14 protein-coding genes are annotated in these 15,187 nt (G+C 69.7%); 3 read left to right on the forward strand and 11 right to left on the reverse strand.

The window, feature by feature from the left end:
• Positions 1–39: 39 nt before the first annotated feature.
• The 3 genes from KAF39_RS13670 to KAF39_RS13680 are packed head-to-tail and all read right to left on the reverse strand — an operon-like array spanning position 40 to position 1,909.
• Positions 40–681 carry a hypothetical protein gene (locus tag KAF39_RS13670; RefSeq protein ID WP_210677738.1) on the reverse strand — a complete coding sequence of 214 codons (642 nt, stop codon included), beginning with the start codon at positions 679–681 and terminating at the stop codon, positions 40–42.
• A complete protein-coding gene (locus tag KAF39_RS13675; protein ID WP_210677739.1) occupies positions 678–1,274 on the reverse strand; it encodes a hypothetical protein in 597 nt (198 codons plus the stop codon). Before KAF39_RS13675 ends, KAF39_RS13670 begins: the two co-directional genes overlap by 4 nt.
• A gap of 50 nt (positions 1,275–1,324) precedes the next feature.
• Entirely contained in the window at positions 1,325–1,909 is a 585-nt protein-coding gene (locus KAF39_RS13680; protein WP_210677740.1) for a hypothetical protein, read from the reverse strand.
• Between the two features lie 608 nt (positions 1,910–2,517).
• Here KAF39_RS13680 and KAF39_RS13685 point away from each other — a divergent pair.
• The 3 genes from KAF39_RS13685 to KAF39_RS13695 all read left to right on the forward strand — a co-directional run bounded on the left by KAF39_RS13685 (position 2,518) and on the right by KAF39_RS13695 (position 4,262).
• Positions 2,518–2,778 carry a hypothetical protein gene (locus KAF39_RS13685; protein ID WP_210677741.1) on the forward strand — a complete coding sequence of 87 codons (261 nt, stop codon included), beginning with the start codon at positions 2,518–2,520 and terminating at the stop codon, positions 2,776–2,778.
• Positions 2,779–2,818: 40 nt separating this feature from the next.
• Positions 2,819–3,418, forward strand: a complete 600-nt coding sequence (locus KAF39_RS13690) for a hypothetical protein (protein ID WP_210677742.1) — start codon at positions 2,819–2,821, stop codon at positions 3,416–3,418.
• 226 nt (positions 3,419–3,644) lie between these two features.
• Positions 3,645–4,262, forward strand: a complete 618-nt coding sequence (locus tag KAF39_RS13695) for a vitamin K epoxide reductase family protein (protein WP_210677743.1) — start codon at positions 3,645–3,647, stop codon at positions 4,260–4,262.
• 68 nt (positions 4,263–4,330) lie between these two features.
• On the opposite strand, the gene ndk is transcribed toward KAF39_RS13695, so the two are convergent.
• The 8 genes from ndk to KAF39_RS13735 all read right to left on the reverse strand — a co-directional run bounded on the left by ndk (position 4,331) and on the right by KAF39_RS13735 (position 15,133).
• Positions 4,331–4,747, reverse strand: coding sequence for a nucleoside-diphosphate kinase (gene ndk / locus KAF39_RS13700; RefSeq protein WP_071329548.1), 417 nt, complete (start codon positions 4,745–4,747; stop codon positions 4,331–4,333).
• A 1-nt stretch (position 4,748) separates the two neighbouring features.
• Positions 4,749–5,165: a DUF4233 domain-containing protein gene (locus KAF39_RS13705; RefSeq protein WP_246878313.1), complete on the reverse strand. Its 417-nt coding sequence runs from the start codon at positions 5,163–5,165 to the stop codon at positions 4,749–4,751.
• Positions 5,162–6,514 carry a folylpolyglutamate synthase/dihydrofolate synthase family protein gene (locus KAF39_RS13710; protein WP_210677745.1) on the reverse strand — a complete coding sequence of 451 codons (1,353 nt, stop codon included), beginning with the start codon at positions 6,512–6,514 and terminating at the stop codon, positions 5,162–5,164. The genes KAF39_RS13705 and KAF39_RS13710 overlap by 4 nt, the downstream gene beginning before the upstream one ends.
• On the reverse strand, positions 6,511–9,957 hold the full coding sequence (gene ileS / locus KAF39_RS13715) for an isoleucine--tRNA ligase (RefSeq protein ID WP_210677746.1): 3,447 nt from the start codon (positions 9,955–9,957) through the stop codon (positions 6,511–6,513). Before ileS ends, KAF39_RS13710 begins: the two co-directional genes overlap by 4 nt.
• Positions 9,958–10,214: 257 nt before the next feature.
• A complete protein-coding gene (locus KAF39_RS13720; RefSeq protein WP_210677747.1) occupies positions 10,215–11,723 on the reverse strand; it encodes an ABC transporter ATP-binding protein in 1,509 nt (502 codons plus the stop codon).
• On the reverse strand, positions 11,720–12,532 hold the full coding sequence (locus KAF39_RS13725; RefSeq protein WP_210677748.1) for an ABC transporter permease: 813 nt from the start codon (positions 12,530–12,532) through the stop codon (positions 11,720–11,722). The genes KAF39_RS13720 and KAF39_RS13725 overlap by 4 nt, the downstream gene beginning before the upstream one ends.
• A complete protein-coding gene (locus KAF39_RS13730; protein ID WP_210677749.1) occupies positions 12,529–13,473 on the reverse strand; it encodes an ABC transporter permease in 945 nt (314 codons plus the stop codon). The genes KAF39_RS13725 and KAF39_RS13730 overlap by 4 nt, the downstream gene beginning before the upstream one ends.
• A gap of 46 nt (positions 13,474–13,519) precedes the next feature.
• Complete coding sequence (locus tag KAF39_RS13735) at positions 13,520–15,133, reverse strand: ABC transporter substrate-binding protein (protein WP_210677750.1); 1,614 nt, start codon at positions 15,131–15,133, stop codon at positions 13,520–13,522.
• Positions 15,134–15,187: the final 54 nt, after the last annotated feature.

The raw sequence follows: 15,187 nt of genomic DNA on the forward strand, positions 1-15,187 counted from the left end.
CATGGATGCTGCGGGACTTGTTGCCGTACGCGGGGCCGGTTATCGCCGCACCCCTGGCTCTTGCGCAACGTAGTCCCACCGCAACCGCACGCCGCCCTCGTCCAACGCCTTGCGCTGAGCCTCGGCGGCGGCGATGGAGGGGTCCGGCGCGGTGCTCAGCACGGTGCTGGTGACGGGTGCCGGACCGAACTTCTCGTTTACTGCGGCGAGTGCTGCTGCGCGCCGGTCACTGTCCGGCTCGCGCCACGCGGACTGACGCGCCTCTTCTCTCGACGCCCGCCACTCTGCGGTTCCGTGCTCGGGCAGGAGGTCCACGGGGGCTGGCCCCAGCCCGAACCGCACTTCTCCCCATGTGGCGAGCTGCGCCTCCTCGGTCGCGAGATGACGGAGCCAGGAGCTGCCGTTCGCGTCCTTGCTCGCATCGATGAGCGCCTGCGTGATCGTGTACGTCTCACCTCGGCGGCTCACGTGGGAGGCGGAGAGGAAGCCGCCACCGGTCCCGAACGTGACGCCCGTCCGGAGCGCGTGGATCTGATCGCCAGGCACGACCGGGAGCGCCGCCTGATCACGCTCGGGGGCGACGACGGGGACCACTGTTTCGGCTGCGGCTCGGTCCAGCTCCGCCACCTCGGCGCGCAGGCGCTCCAGTCGCTGCCGCCCGGTCTCGTTGGTCTTCGTCATGGCTGAATCTCGATTCTCGATTCGGAAAGGGATGCGATGGCGTGGCGGTACTGCTGAGCCCAGCGGGTCTGGCCCCGTTCTTCGAGCCCGTCAGCCAACGCGAGGATGGCCTCGGGGTTGTCCCGTGCGACGGAGCGGATCGCCCAAAGCAGATCCAGAGCATCGCGCACGTTCTCGGCGGTCTCTTCGGTGCGGACACCCAGACGGTCCGCGAGGATGCCCACCGCTTCGAGTTCTGCTCGTCCCGCTGCGATGACCGTACGGGCGTCACTTTCAGAATCGACCCGCACGTCTCGGGCGGAGTCGATGATGTCCATGACTCGGCTGGTCAGCTCGACACCGACGAGCCCGCTGCGGTCAAGGAGCTGGTCCCGGAGCGCTTCACTGACGTGGCCACGCACATGGCGGCGGAGCGAGTCGGAGGAAAGCCCGTAGCGACGCGCAACGCCGCGGAAGCTCCCACCCTGGAGAAGATCCCGTTCCACGGCATCGCGGTCGGCTGCCGTACGATTGTGCACGGGCGTCCGGTCCGGGCGAGCTGTGACATCGAGTCCTCCTGATGCGGTCAGGAAGGATATCGGCACAACGGTCATCGGAGCGAGAACGCTGTCGGAGCGCTCGCCGCACGCGGTCGAGGGGCCGGTCAGGCTGCTCCGGCTCGCAGGAGTTCATCGAAGTCCAGGACGCGATACGGCGATAGTCGTCCATGGGCTCGGGTGGGAGCACGACCCTTCACTGCATCCAGGTACTCCCGGTACCGGTCGAGATCGTCGGCGTCACCGGCTGCTGCGCCGATGAGGAGGTCGGCGGGATAGCGACCACGAGCTGACTCCGGAGCCCGGTGCAGGAGGTTCTGCTTGGTGACGTACTCCGCCATGTCGGCGGCATCGAAGCCGGGGCGCATCCAGGAGTATGCTTGGAGCCTCTCTACGGCCTCGTGACCGGTCCAGGCTGCGGCACTGCACCAACGCTGCGTAATGGCGTCCTGGAGCCGCTGAGCGCCTGCGGTGGTGTGTGCTGAGCTGAGGGTGAGCACGAGATGAATGTGGGCGTTCCAGCCCGTGGAGTTGTGGGTGATCTCCTGCGTCACGGCGTACCCGACGATGCCGTTTCGTTTCTGAAATCGACTCCAGTCCCCGCGTTTCGTGAACCGGCCGAGGATGGCATCGAGGTTGGACATCTCATTTGACAGGGGCGCGTACCCGTGGGCGTAGGTCAGGGTCACCATGACGGCGGACCGCGCTCCGCGCAGTGCTGCCTTCAGGTCGGCGCGACGCTCGGCCAGCCGGTACTGGGAGCAGAGGACGCATCTCAGAGCACTGTCGCAGGTGTGTCCAGGTCGGCAGAGGATGATGCTGAGGTCATGGCTGAGTGCTCTGTTGAGCCTGTCGAGTGATGCATCGCTCCCACTCTCTATGAGAACGAGATACGCGAGCGGTGTGGGCTTGCTATTTCTCGCGCGTGACGCGCTAACGCCGAATCGCGGATCGTCGGACCGGTAGTCCAAGGGCACCCGACGAGGGGTGCGGTGTGGAGCGTCGGCGGGTACGCTGGACATCGGAAATCCGTTTCATCGCCGCCTCTGTCTTCGCAGGACTGGGGCGGCGTTTCCGTGCGCACCCCTGGACGGGTTCGAAGCCGACAGTACTCCCTCCGAGGCGTTCTAGGAAGCTCAGGAAAACCCTGGTTAGCGGGTATATTCATAAACTCCGAGACTTAGTGCTGCGTACGCGCTAGATATCCACAGGTTGTCCACATGGTTCGCGCTAGCCACTGAAGCGCTCGCGCATCATCGGCGCTGCGCGTAGGGTGCGACCTACACAGAGAGGTGGCCCCATGGACTTCCGGATGAACCCCGACTTCCCCCGTCAGATGCAGGAGCAGATCAACAAGCTGAAGGCGGTGCTGGATGGGATCTCCACTGAGTACTCCGGCGAGGACGTCGAGGTGGTGAAGGACGCGCTGAGGACGCGCTGGAACGCGGTAGGCAACGGAGCAAAAACGACTGATCCGGATCTCACCAACATCGCCACGCGCGTCAGTCTGGGGAAGCGTGTGTGGATCGAGGACAACGGCACGATCATGTCCGACGACTGACCGCCTCTATTCAGACGATAGCGCCGGGTAGCGTCGTTCCATGACCGACGCCGAAGCTGCACACGACGAGTGGATACCTCTCCCCGACCATGTCGCCGTCCTACTCGGAAGGCTGACCTTCTATGCCGCGTGGCTGGACGACGTCCTCGGAGAGGCCGTCGTGCTCGCGAACCCCGACGCGACCCATCTGGCGGAGTCGACACCTGATTGGGCTGCGAGTGGAACACGCCTCGTGGCGGCGGTGCGCGCGATCACGGTCTACCCGCCCGTCACCGATCAGCTAGCTGACCGTTTAGCTGCCGTGAACGGCACTCGGAATCTACTGGTGCACGGCGTCTGGATGTGGCGGGACGACGCGGTCATGGTGATGAAGCGGTCCCTGAAGTCAGGCGAGCGGCACGTGGAGTACACCACGTTCACCTACCAGGAGATCGAGGAGCTGATCGACCACTACCGCATCCTCGGTGGCTTCGCTGATCGGTTAGTCACCATTCTTCAAAAGAACGTGCGCCGCTCCTACGAAGATCGTTACCGGTGCCCGAGAGACGGAACGCCCTTGGACGGCTCGATTCAGCAGGAGATCATCGTCCAGCTGTGCCCGTCATGCGGCTACACAGTGAGCGCCAGCCCTTCCGTGTAGTTGTCTCCGGCTCTCTGGTGGGTCACGAGGTGGGCCGCCGATGATGGCCCACCCTTGCTAGTCTCTGACCGGGAGAGCCTTGTAAATCCAGAATTAGCAGCCACTTCGACGCATAACCGTCTTTATCGCACCAAGTGGGTCCGATCGCGGCATCTCCTCGACCCGAGCCCGTTTTCCCCGGGCGGTTCTCGCCCTTTCCATAGCCGTCGCTGGGATAATCCTGAGCATGAGCGAGCAGCGCACCCGCCCCGTCGTCTATGCCGTGTGGTTGATCATCGCGAGCGTCGTCGGCTGGTTCGCCGCCTTCCAGCTCACGATGGACAAGTTCATCCAGCTCGCCAACCCGGATGCGGACCTCAGCTGCAACGTCAGCGTGATGATCCAGTGCGGCAAGAACCTCGGCTCCTGGCAGGGCGAGGTCTTCGGGTTCCCGAATCCCATCATCGGCATCGCCGGCTGGATGGCCCCGCTGTTCATGGGCGTCGCCCTTCTCGCCGGCGCCCGGTTCCCGCGCTGGTTCTGGGCGACGTTCGGCGCCGGGGTGACCTTCGCCTTCGGCCTCGTGTGCTGGCTGATCTGGCAGAGCCTCTACGCCCCCAACCTCGGTGTCCTCTGCCCGTGGTGCATGCTCACCTGGTCGGTGACCATCCCGACGTTCTTCGCCACGATGCTGCACCTCACGCGCAACGGGACCTTCACACGGAACGAGAAGGTGCAGGAGCGCGCATCCCGTCTGATGGCCTGGGTGCCCCTCGCGACGATCCTCGCCTACGCCCTCGTCGTCCTCCTCGCACAGCTGCGCGGACTCGACCTGCTCGGCGAGGTCATCGGCATGATCTTCTGACCCGCACCGCACGCACGACGAAGCCCGTCCGCCGTATCGGCGGACGGGCTTCGTCGTGACGGGCCGGGTCAGTCGAACCAGATGCCCAGCTCCCGGGCGGCCGACTCGGGGCTGTCCGAGCCGTGCACGAGGTTCTGCTGCACCTTGAGGCCCCAGTCACGGCCGAAGTCGCCGCGGATGGTGCCGGGCGCGGCGGTGGTCGGGTCGGTGGTGCCGGCGAGGGAGCGGAAGCCCTCGATGACGCGGTTCCCGGCGAGGCGGATCGCCACCGACGGACCGGACATCATGAACTCGAGGAGCGGCTCGTAGAACGGCTTGCCCTCGTGCTCGGCGTAGTGCGCGGCGAGGAGGTCGCGGTCGGGCTCGACGAGACGGATGTCGACGAGCGCGTAGCCCTTCGCCTCGATGCGGGCGAGGATCGTACCGGTGAGGCCGCGGGCGACACCGTCCGGCTTGACGAGGACGAGGGTTTCTTCGGTGGCCATGTCATTCACTCTCTGTGTCTGCGTTCTGCGCGGTCGGCGACTCGCTCGGGCGTCGTGCGTCCAGACGAGCCCCCATGATGGTCGCATACGCCCACATGCCGCCGAAAATCAGCACCACGAGCAGCACGGCGGGAACGGCGATGGCCGAGAGGGCCACGACGATCTGCACGACCCAGCCGGCGGCGATCGCGCCGGGCCTCGTGATCATGCCGGCGATGACGACGCAGGCCACGGCGACCACGGCCCCGCCCACGATCCCCCACCACTGCTCGATGCCCGGCGGGAGCGCCTTCAGCCCGAAGATGGTGAGCCCGACGAGGAAGACCACGATCGCCTCGAAACCGAGGACCACCGGCGCGAGCTTCTGGACGAGGGTGCGCGGGGCACGCGGCCGTCGCGGCGCGTCGGCGGCGGTCATGCGCGCCACCCCGACTTCCAGTCCTCCTCCTCGGACAGCGCGATCGCCTCCCCGGCGAGCACGACGGACCCGGCGATGACCACGGCCCGTCGATCCGACGAGGCCGCCCATTCCCGCGCCGCATCGGCGGCGTCGGCGAGCGAGGGGTGCACCGTCGCGCGCTGCCCTGCCTGCTCGACCAGGTCGGCGATGAGGTCCGCGTCGTTGGCGCGATCGGACTCCGGCGCGGTGGCGAACACGTGCGCGGCGGCGGGAGCCAGGCGCGCGACGATCCCGGCCGCATCCTTGTCCGCCAGCACGCCGAGCACGAGACCCCACTCGTCGAAGTCGAAGCTGTCATCCAGCGCCTGCGCGAGCGCGGCGGCGCCATGCGGGTTGTGCGCGGCGTCGACGATGACGGTGGGAGCGATACCCAGGAGCTGCAGACGGCCGGGAGACGTGCTGCCCTGCAGTCCGTCCGAGATGACCCCACCGGCGATCGCCTGGGTGGCGCCGCCGATCAGGGACTCGACCGCCGCGACGGCGAGGGCCGCGTTGTGCCCCTGATGCGCACCGTACAGCGGAAGGTACTCCTCCTCGTACTGCCCGGCGAGGCCGCGGATGGTGAGCAGCTGCCCACCCACCGCGAGCTTCTGCTCGGCGAGGCCGAAGTCCTCCCCCTCGAAGGCGATGGTCGCGTGCCGCTCGTCGGCGACGCGACGCAGCACCGCCGCGGCCTCCGCGTGCTGCTGGGCCGAGACGACGGCGGCGCCCTCCTTGATGATCCCGGCCTTGACCTGCGCGATCTCGGCGATGGTGCTGCCGAGACGGTCCGCGTGGTCGATGTCGATGGGAGCGAAGACCGCGACGTCGCCGTCGGCGGTGTTCGTGGAGTCCCACTCCCCTCCCATGCCCACCTCGAGCACGAGCACGTCGACGGGCGCATCCGCGACCGCGACGAAGGCGAGCACCGTCAGCAGCTCGAAGAACGTCAGCGGGGCCTCCCCCGCCGCCTCGAGCTCGGCGTCCACGATGCCCACGAACGGCTCGATCTCGTCCCAGGCATCGGCGACGGCCTCATCGGCGATCGGCTCCCCGTCGATCATGATGCGCTCGGTGAAGCGCTCCAGATGCGGGCTCGTGAACAGGCCGGTACGGAGGTCGTGCGCCCGCAGCAGGCTCTCGATCATCCGCGCGGTCGACGTCTTGCCGTTCGTGCCGGTGACGTGGATGACGCGGTACGTGCGCTGCGGGTCGTCGAGGTACGCGAGGACGCGTGCCGTGCGCTCCTTGCGCGGCTGCACCCAGCGCTCCCCCGCACGGCTCAGCAGAGTCTCGTAGACGGCGTCCGCCCGGTCTCTCGCGCTCATGCGCGCCCCACCTCCAGGTTGGTGTCGATCGTGACCAGCAGCGGTGCCTTGCCGGCACCCAGGGCCCGCGCCCCGCTGCGGTGCACGCCGTCGCCGGGACTGGTGACCTCGTCGACGAGCCGGTCGAGCTCGTCCGTCGCCTGCACGGCGAACGCCACGGCGAGGGTCTCGGCGGCGATGAGGTCGGCGTGCGCCTCCAGGGCGGCGGCCTCGGCCGGGGCGGCGTTGAGGGCCAGCACGATGCGATCGCTCACATCGAGCCCGGCGTTCTTGCGCGCCTCCTGCACGACGCGGATCGCGTCGCGGGCGATGCCCTCGGCCTCCAGCTCCGGCGTCGTGTCCGTGTCGAGCAGGACGAAGCCGCCCGACGGGACGATGGCCAGCGCCTCGCCCTCCGGGCGACCCGTGGTCTCGAGGACGAGGTCGTACTCGGCGGGCTCCAGCACGATGCCACCCGCGGTCACGACGCCGTCGGTCTCGGACCAGTCACCCGAGCGCGCGGCCTGGATGGCCTTCTGCACGTCCTTGCCGAGGCGCGGACCCGCGGCGCGGGCGTTCACGCTGAGCCGGTGGCTGATGCCGTACTCCCCGGCAGCCTCGTCGGTCAGCGGGACCAGCTCGACGGTCTTGACGTTGAGCTCCTCGCGGAGGATCTCCTCGAACTGGCCGAGGTCCGCCGCGAGCGGCGACACGACCGTGAGGCGCGCCAGCGGCAGCCGCACACGCAGCTTCTCCTTCTTGCGCAGGGCGTTGCCGACACTGGACAGTTCGCGCACCGCGTCCATCGCGTCGCGGATCTCGTCCGCCGCCGGGAACTGTGCGGCGTCCGGCCAGTCCTGCAGATGCACGCTGCGCCCGCCGGTGAGCCCCTGCCACACGCGCTCGCTGATGAGCGGCACGAGCGGCGCGGCCACGCGGCACAGCGTCTCCAGGACGGTGTAGAGCGTGTCGAACGCCTCGCGGCTCTTCGGGTCATCCGTCACGCCCACCCAGAACCGGTCGCGCGAACGGCGGATGTACCAGTTCGTCAGCACCTCGGCGAAGTCGCGCAGTCGCGCGGACGCGGTGGTCGAGTCCAGACCCTCCAGGTCGGCCCGCACGTCACGGACCAGGTCTCCCAGCCGCGCGAGGATGTACCGGTCGAGGACGTCGGTCGAGTCGGTGCGCCACGACGCCTCGTACCCGCCTCCCTGGGGTGCTGAGCCCACGCCTCCCTGGGTTGCTGAGCCTGTCGAAGCATTCGCATACGTCGCGAAGAAGTACCACGAGTTCCACAGCGGCAGCAGGAACTCCCGCACCCCCGAGCGGATGCCCTCCTCGGTGACGATGAGGTTGCCGCCGCGGAGCACGGCGCTCGACATCAGGAACCAGCGCATCGCGTCGGAGCCGTCGCGGTCCAGCACCTCGGACACGTCCGGGTAGTTGCGCAGCGACTTCGACATCTTGTAGCCGTCGCTGCCGAGCACGATGCCGTGGCAGCTGACGCCCGTGAACGCCGGGCGGTTGAACAGCGCGGTCGACAGCACGTGCATGACGTAGAACCAGCCGCGGGTCTGCCCGATGTACTCCACGATGAAGTCCGCCGGGGAGTGCGAGTCGAACCACTCCTGGTTCTCGAACGGATAGTGCACCTGCGCGTACGGCATCGAGCCGGAGTCGAACCACACGTCGAAGACGTCGCCGATCCGCCGCATGGTGCTCTTGCCGGTCGGGTCGTCCGGGTTCGGCCGGGTCAGGTGATCGATGTAGGGGCGGTGCAGATCGACCTCCCCCTCGGGATTGCGCGGGAGGGTGCCGAAGTCGCGCTCCAGCTCCTCCAACGACCCGTAGGCGTCGACGCGCGGGTACTCGGGGTCGTCGCTCTTCCACACCGGGATCGGCGAGCCCCAGTAGCGGTTGCGGCTGATCGACCAGTCGCGGGCGCCCTCGAGCCATTTCCCGAACTGGCCGTGCTTGACGTTCTCCGGCACCCAGGTGATCTCCTCGTTGTTCGCGAGGAGATCGTCCTTGATGTCGGTGACCCGGATGAACCAGCTCGACACGGCCTTGTAGATGAGGGGGTTCCGGCACCGCCAGCAGTGCGGGTAGGAGTGCTCGTAGCTCTGCAGCCGGACGAGACGACCGTTGTCGCGGATGATCCGCACGAGGGGCGTGTTCGCGTCCATCCACAGCTCGCCCGCGACGTCGGTGACGCTGGGGAGGAAGCGGCCGCCGTCGTCGAGGGACAGGATCGTCGGGATGCCCGCCGCGCCGGCGACGCGCTGGTCGTCCTCACCGTAGGCCGGGGCCTGGTGGACGATGCCGGTGCCGTCGGTCGTGGTGACGTAGTCGTCGACGAGGATGCGCCAGGCGTTCCCCGTGCCGTAGGTCTCCTCGTCCGCGTAGTAGTCGAACAGGCGGTCGTAGGTGACGTCGGCCAGCTCCGCACCACGCAGCGTGGCGTCGACCGCGGCGAGCGCGTCCTCCGGGCTCTCGTACCCGAGGTCCTTGGCATAGCCGCCGAGGAGATCCTTCGCGAGCAGGTAGCGGTGTGCGGAGGCCTCGACCGCGAGCTGGTCGGCCGAGGGGGCGGCACGGCCCTGGTGCACGTCGGAGGCGCCGGCGGGGCCGGCGGGCAGCACGACGTACTCGATGTCCGGCCCCACGGCGAGCGCGAGGTTGGTCGGCAGGGTCCACGGCGTGGTCGTCCAGGCGAGGGCGCGCACACCGGTGAGGCCGAGCGCCTCGGCCTTCGCACCCGTGAGCGGGAAGGTCACCGTGACCGACGGGTCCTGCCGCGTCTGGTAGACGTCGTCATCCATGCGCAGTTCGTGGGCGGACAGCGGGGTCTCATCGCGCCAGCAGTACGGGAGCACCCGGTAGCCCTCGTAGGCGAGTCCCTTGTCGTACAGGGTCTTGAAGGCCCACAGCACGCTCTCCATGTACCCGAGGTCGAGCGTCTTGTACCCGCGCTCGAAGTCGACCCAGCGGGCCTGGCGGGTGACGTAGTCCTCCCACTCGCGCGTGTACTTCAGGACCGAGGAGCGCGCCTTCTCGTTGAAGACGTCGATCCCCATGTCCTCGATCTCGCTCTTCTCGGTGATCCCGAGCTGCTTCATCGCCTCGAGCTCGGCCGGGAGCCCGTGGGTGTCCCATCCGAAGACGCGATCGACCTTCTTCCCGATCATGGTCTGGAAGCGGGGGAACACGTCCTTCGCGTAGCCCGTGAGCAGGTGGCCGTAGTGCGGCAGACCGTTCGCGAAAGGAGGGCCGTCGTAGAACACCCACTCGGGGGCGCCCTCGCGCTGCGCGATGGAGGCGCGGAAGGTGTCGTCGGTCTTCCAGAAGTCGAGCACCTCCTCCTCGATCTGCGGGAAGCGCGGGCTCGGCGCCACAGACCCTGGGGTCCCGGAGCCGGTCGAAGGGTCGGCAGCGGGGCCGAAAGAGGAGCGCGGGTAGGTCATGGTCTCTCGCAGTGGTCGTCGTGGCGGATGCTGCTGCGAGGACGATCCTCGCGGACCGCGGTACCACCTCGCGTGCCCCTGCGTCCCCTCGAAAGCCTCGGGGACACACGGACCACTCTCACTGCGGCTGTGACGGGCCTGCCCCGCTCGGTTCTACTGAGTCCGTCGCCGGACCGTTCTTCCGAGAGCTCCCCGGTGATGGCCGGATCGGTGCTCGTACGGCCATTGTACGCGTGGTCCCGCCGTCGTGGCCGTCGTCACGGGCCGACGGGGCCGCTCGCCGCGAGCAGCTCGCGTGTGAAGGCGTGCTGGGGCGCGGCGAACACGGTCGCCGTGGGCCCCTGCTCGACGATCCGGCCGTCCTGCATGACCAGGACGTCGTCCGCGACGGCCCCCACCACATCGAGGTCGTGGGAGACGAACAGCATCGTGAGCCGGCGCTCCTCCTGCACGCGCGCAAGGAGCCGGAGCACCCGCTCCCGCACCGACGGGTCGAGCGCGGAGACGGGTTCGTCGAGCACGAGCACCTCCGGGTCGGCAGCGAGGGCGCGGGCGAGCGCCGCCCGCTGGCGCTGACCGCCGGAGAGCGCCGACGGCCGTCGGGCCGCCAGCGCCTCGTCGAGCCCGACCTCCGCGAGGAGCGCCGACACCCGTGCCGGGCGCTCGCTCCGCGGCACACCCCCCGCCTCCAGCGCCTCGGTCAGTGAGCGCCCGATCGTCCAGCGCGGATCGAAGGCTCCGAGGGGGTTCTGGTGGACGAGCTGCACCCGGGGCGTCCCCGTCCAGCGCAGCGCTCCGGCATCCGGGGTCTCGACGCCCACGATGAGCCGCGCCAGTGTCGTCTTCCCCGACCCGGACTCGCCCACGATGCCCACCGTCCGCCCGGCGCCCACCCGGAAGGAGGCGTCGCGGACGGCCGGCACCCCGCCGAACGCCTTGGCCACCCCGTCCACCACCAGAACGGCGTCCGCCGAGGCCGGTCGGTCCTCCCGTGGCGCATGCATCGTCGCCGCGATCAGCTGGCGCGTGTAGGGATGCCGGGGGTCGGCCAGCACCTCCGCGACGGGCCCGGACTCCACGATCCGCCCGTCCTTCATCACGAGCACGCGGTCGGCGACGCGGCGGACCGCGGCGAAGTCGTGGCTGATGAACACCACGGCGGTGCCGCGGTCGACGATCTCACGCAGCAGCACGAGGACCCGTGCCTGCACGGTCGCGTCGAGCGCCGTCGTGGGCTCGTCCGCCACCAGCACCGCGGGGTCGCCGGCGAGTGCCGAGGCGATGAGGGCGCGTTGCCGCAGCCCTCCGGAGAGTTCGTGCGGGCGCTGGCGGGCGCGACGATCCGGGTCGGGCATCCACACCCGCCCGAGCAGATCGCGCACGCGGTCGCCGATGGCGGCTCGTCCGCGGACGAGGCGGTGCAGTCGCAGCGGCTCCGCGATCTCGTCGGCGATCCGGCGCAGCGGATCCAGCGACACCAGGGCGTCCTGCGACACGAGGCCGATCCCGGTCCCGCGGACGCGCCGCCACCCGCGCTCGGTCAGCGCGGTGGCGTCCCGTCCGCCGAGGCGGAGCACGTCGGCGGTCACCTCCGCCGCCGCGGGGGCGAGGCCCAGGAGGGCGCGGGCGGTCAGCGTCTTCCCTGCCCCCGACTCTCCGACGATCGCGACGCACTCCCCGGGCTGCACGGTGAACGAGACGCCGTCCACCACCGGGACAGCGCCGAACCCGATCCGCAGCTCCCGGAGCTCCAGTGCCGCGCTCATGCGTCCCTTCCCTCCGCCCGCGCCCGGAGGATCCGTCCGATCACCGTCGCGCACACCACCGTGAGCGTGATCGCCAGGCCCGGGAACACCGACACCCACCACGCCTGTCCCAGCACGTTGCGACCGCCGGCGAGCATCAGTCCCCACTCCGGGGTCGGCTCGGACGGCCCCAGGCCCAGGAAGCTCAGCCCGGCCGCGGCGAGGATGCTCGACCCGATGCCGATCGTGGCGAGCACGCTCAGCGACCCCAGGACGCCGGGCACGACATGGCGTCGGAACGCCCGCAGCGGCGGCACGCCCAGGATGCGGGCCGCCTCGACATACTCCGCCACCCGGAGCGTCCGGGTCTGCACGCGGGCGAGGCGCACGTAGACCGGCGCGGCGGCCAGGGTCACCGCGATCGCGATGTTCACCGGCCCCGGCCCCAGCACGGCCACCACGACCAGCGCCACGAGGAACTCGGGGAAGGCCATGAGCACGTCGTTGATGCGCATGAGCGTGACGTCAACGCCCCGCGGCGACAGCCCGGCGAGAGCCCCCACGAGCAGACCGGCGGCGACGGCGATGGCGGTGGCGAGAAGCCCGATCCCGACCGAGCGGCCGGTGCCGAACACCACGCGGGAGTAGACGTCGCGACCGCTCTGGTCGGTACCGAAGAGATGCTCGGCGCTCGGCGGCAGCAGGGCGGCCCGCACCTCGGTCTGCAGCGGATCGTGCGTGGCGAGCAGCCCCGGCCAGACGGCGGCGACGGCGACCACGGCCAGCACCGCCGCGGCGACGGCGAGCAGGAGCCGCTCCCCCCGGCTCATCGGGCCGCACCCGGCCGGGAGGCGGCCACGCGAGGGTCGATCAGCGGATGCACGAGCTCCACCACGACGTTGATGATCACGAACACGAGCGCGCTCAGCAGGATGATGCCGGTGAGGACGGGCAGGTCACGGTCGTTGATCGCGGCGAGGGTGACCCGGCCGAGACCGGGACGGGCGAACACCGTCTCGACGAGCACCGCACCTCCGAGGACCGAGCCGGTGAGGTACGCGGCGAGCGTCACCGCCGAGGCGGCGCCGTGACGCACCCCGTGCCGCACGGTGAACCACGTGGGCCCGGCACCGCGCGCGCGGACCGTCTCCGCGAACGGCATCCGCTCCGCCTGCATCATTCCGTCGCGGAGCACCTGGCTGAGCAGCGCCGCCACCGGGAGGGCGAGCGTGATCGCCGGGAGCACGATGGTCGCCGGGTTGCGGGTGCCCGAGACGGGGAACCACCCCAGCCCGAACGCGAAGACGCTGAGCAGCAGCAGCCCGATCCAGAACACCGGCGAGGAGAGCACGACGAGCTCGACGCCGGCGGCGATGGTCCGGCCGACGCGGCCCCGGACGAAGACCGCGACCGCGAGCGCGAGCACGACGGCGATCACCAGCGCCAGCATCGCGAGCTGCACGGTCGCGCCGAGCTGCCGTCCGATGACCTCGGACACCGGCAGCCGCAGCTGGTAGGACTCTCCGAGGTCACCGCGGGCGAGCTGCCCGATGAACACCACGTACTGCTCGAGCGGCGGCCGATCCAGCCCGAGGTCGGCGCGGATGCCGTCCTTGACGGCCTCGCTCACCTGCGCCTGCGGCCCGAGCATCACCGACACCGGGTCGCCGGGGATCACCCGGAAAGCGAGGAACGCGACCGTCGCGGCGCCCCACAGCACCACGACCACCGAGGCGACGAGCCCGAGGCCACGGCCGAGCACCGCCTTCACGGTTCGATCACCCCGCCCGCTCCCTCGAAACGACGGCCGCCGGATGTCAGCCGAGGCTCACATCGTAGAAGAGCGGGCGCCCGTAGAGGTCGTAGTCCAGGCCCTGCACGCGCTCGCCCACCGCCGTGATCGCCGAGGGGCTGTAGAGCGGGACGATGGCCGTGTATTCGGCGTTCCACTGCTGCAGCTGCGTGTAGAGCTCGGTGCGGGCGTCCTGATCGCTCGAGGCGACGGCCTCTTCCAGGAGCGCGTCGATCTCCGGGTCGCTCACCTGCGAGGCGTTCTGGAAGCCGTCGGTGTGCAGGTGGGCACGGAGGAAGTCGGCGTCCACCCCGGAGAAGCCCCAGTCGGTGAGGTCGAAGGTCTTCGGCTCGTACTGCGCGTTGTAGGCGCCCGGCTCCAGCTCCTCACGCTGCACCTCGAAGCCGATGGCCTTGAGGTCGGACTGGATCGCGTTGGCCAGCGCCGCGCGGTCGTCGGGCACCGGGGTCCAGGCGATCCAGCGCACGGACAGGCGCTCGCCGTCCTTCATGCGGATGCCGTCCGCATCGCGCTCCGTCCAGCCGGCGTCGTCGAGCAGGGCGTTCGCCGCGTCCTGGTCGAACGGCCAGGAATCCTCCAGCGACGCGTCGTAGCCGGGGGTGGTGCTGCCGAGGATGCTCCACGCCCGCGGGAACTGCCCGAAGTAGATCTCCTCGACGGCCGCGTCGATGTCGATGCCTCGCGCGAACGCCTGCCGCACCTTCTCGTCGGCGAAGACGCCGTACTTCTCGTTCAGGTACAGCGAGTACGGCAGCCCCGGGTACTCCACCGAGTCGACCGTGACGCCGGCGTCGTCCAGACCAGCGACCTGGTTCGGCGGGATGTTGCTGGCGAGGTCGGCCTCGCCGCTCTCGATCACACCGGTGCGCACGGACGCCTCGGGCTGGATCTGCACCCGCAGCGTCTCGAACGACGGGGCCTTCGCGTCGTGCGGACCCCACGCGTAGTCGTCGTTGCGCGTGTAGACGATCTCCTGGTCGGCGGTGTACTCGGTGAGCACGAAGGGTCCGGTGCCGACCGTGACGTCGGGTCCGCCCGCCTTGAGCTTGTCGGCCGAGTCGGCCAGCACGGCGGGCGAGTAGAAGCCGAGCTGCGGGGTGCTCGCCGCCTGCAGGAACGGCGCGTACGGCTGCGTGAACGAGACCTTCACGGTGTGGTCGTCGACGACCTCGGTCCCGGCGTAGAAGTCCGCACCGAGCATGCTCGCCGCCTGGGCCGACGCCGTCTCGGGGTCGACGATGCGGTCGAAGTTCGCCTTCACGGCCTCGGCGTCGAACGGCTCGCCGTCGGTGAAGGTGACATCGTCGCGCAACGTGAAGGTGTACTCCGTGCTGTCCGGCGAGACGTCCCAGCTCTTCGCGAGCCACGGGCTGAACGAGCCGTCGTCCTCCTGGAAGACCAGGGAGTCGAGCACGGCCCGCTGCACCATGCCGGAGACGTCGAGCTGGCTCACCTGCGGGTCCATGTGCCCGGCGGACAGGTTCGCGCCCTCGATCGCCCACACGACCTCACCGCCCTCGCTCTCCGTGGACGGGCCGGCGCACGCGGTCAGCACCAGGGCGGTGGCGGCGGCGAGCGCGGCGAAGGGCAGGAGACGACGCACGGGGGTGGCGGGCATGAGGATTCCTCAGAACGGGCGGGGCGGGATGCCTCCATCCTAGGGCGGATTCTT

Source organism: Microbacterium sp. BLY (assembly GCF_017939615.1).
Taxonomy (GTDB): Bacteria; Actinomycetota; Actinomycetes; order Actinomycetales; family Microbacteriaceae; genus Microbacterium.

Coding starts and splice junctions, on each gene's coding strand:
- KAF39_RS13725 (WP_210677748.1), bottom strand. CDS start 12,532: ATGAGCCGGGGGGAGCGGCTCCTGCTCGCCGTCGCCGCGGCGGTGCTG.
- ileS (WP_210677746.1), bottom strand. CDS start 9,957: ATGACCTACCCGCGCTCCTCTTTCGGCCCCGCTGCCGACCCTTCGACC.
- KAF39_RS13675 (WP_210677739.1), bottom strand. CDS start 1,274: ATGACCGTTGTGCCGATATCCTTCCTGACCGCATCAGGAGGACTCGAT.
- KAF39_RS13690 (WP_210677742.1), top strand. CDS start 2,819: ATGACCGACGCCGAAGCTGCACACGACGAGTGGATACCTCTCCCCGAC.
- ndk (WP_071329548.1), bottom strand. CDS start 4,747: ATGGCCACCGAAGAAACCCTCGTCCTCGTCAAGCCGGACGGTGTCGCC.
- KAF39_RS13680 (WP_210677740.1), bottom strand. CDS start 1,909: ATGGTGACCCTGACCTACGCCCACGGGTACGCGCCCCTGTCAAATGAG.
- KAF39_RS13710 (WP_210677745.1), bottom strand. CDS start 6,514: ATGAGCGCGAGAGACCGGGCGGACGCCGTCTACGAGACTCTGCTGAGC.
- KAF39_RS13735 (WP_210677750.1), bottom strand. CDS start 15,133: ATGCCCGCCACCCCCGTGCGTCGTCTCCTGCCCTTCGCCGCGCTCGCC.
- KAF39_RS13670 (WP_210677738.1), bottom strand. CDS start 681: ATGACGAAGACCAACGAGACCGGGCGGCAGCGACTGGAGCGCCTGCGC.
- KAF39_RS13685 (WP_210677741.1), top strand. CDS start 2,518: ATGGACTTCCGGATGAACCCCGACTTCCCCCGTCAGATGCAGGAGCAG.
- KAF39_RS13720 (WP_210677747.1), bottom strand. CDS start 11,723: ATGAGCGCGGCACTGGAGCTCCGGGAGCTGCGGATCGGGTTCGGCGCT.
- KAF39_RS13705 (WP_246878313.1), bottom strand. CDS start 5,165: ATGACCGCCGCCGACGCGCCGCGACGGCCGCGTGCCCCGCGCACCCTC.
- KAF39_RS13695 (WP_210677743.1), top strand. CDS start 3,645: ATGAGCGAGCAGCGCACCCGCCCCGTCGTCTATGCCGTGTGGTTGATC.